The organism is Micromonospora deserti, from assembly GCF_003236335.1.
GTDB classification, from domain to species: Bacteria; Actinomycetota; Actinomycetes; order Mycobacteriales; family Micromonosporaceae; genus Micromonospora; species Micromonospora deserti.
Map to the genome: position 1 here is coordinate 1 of NZ_POUB01000572.1, position 438 is coordinate 438.

1 protein-coding gene is annotated in these 438 nt (G+C 63.9%); it reads left to right on the plus strand.

Annotated features, from left to right (window positions below):
* Positions 1 to 125 precede the first annotated feature (125 nt).
* Positions 126 to 438: DUF924 family protein (locus C1I99_RS35500; RefSeq protein WP_146604125.1), on the plus strand; the 313-nt coding region annotated here is incomplete at its 3' end.

Below are 438 nucleotides of genomic sequence, written 5' to 3' on the forward strand. Positions count from 1 at the left end.
GGACGAAGCCCTGCAGATGCGCCTGATGCAGGCGTTCTGGCAGACCGCCGACTGGATGCGGAACGTGCAACGCTAAGGTGCCGCGCGAAAGCGCACCCTACAAGAACATATTCGAGGAGACCCCGATGATCGGTTTGCCCACGGCAGACGACGTGCTCACATTCTGGTTCGGCAACGCGCCGCTGATCGATGCACGGTCGGAGTGGTTCACCAAGTCCGACGCGTTCGATGCCGAGATCCGCGCCCGTTTCCTGCCGCTGTGGGAAGCGCTTTCCACGGGTGACGCCGACACCTGGATGGATACGCCGCTCGAAGCCATCGCGCGCATCGTCGTACTCGACCAGTTCTCGCGCAACATGTTTCGCGGCACCGCGCGCGCGTTTGCCAGCGATGCGGCTGCGTTGCACACCGCGCAAATCGTTGTGGCCGCGGGTTGGG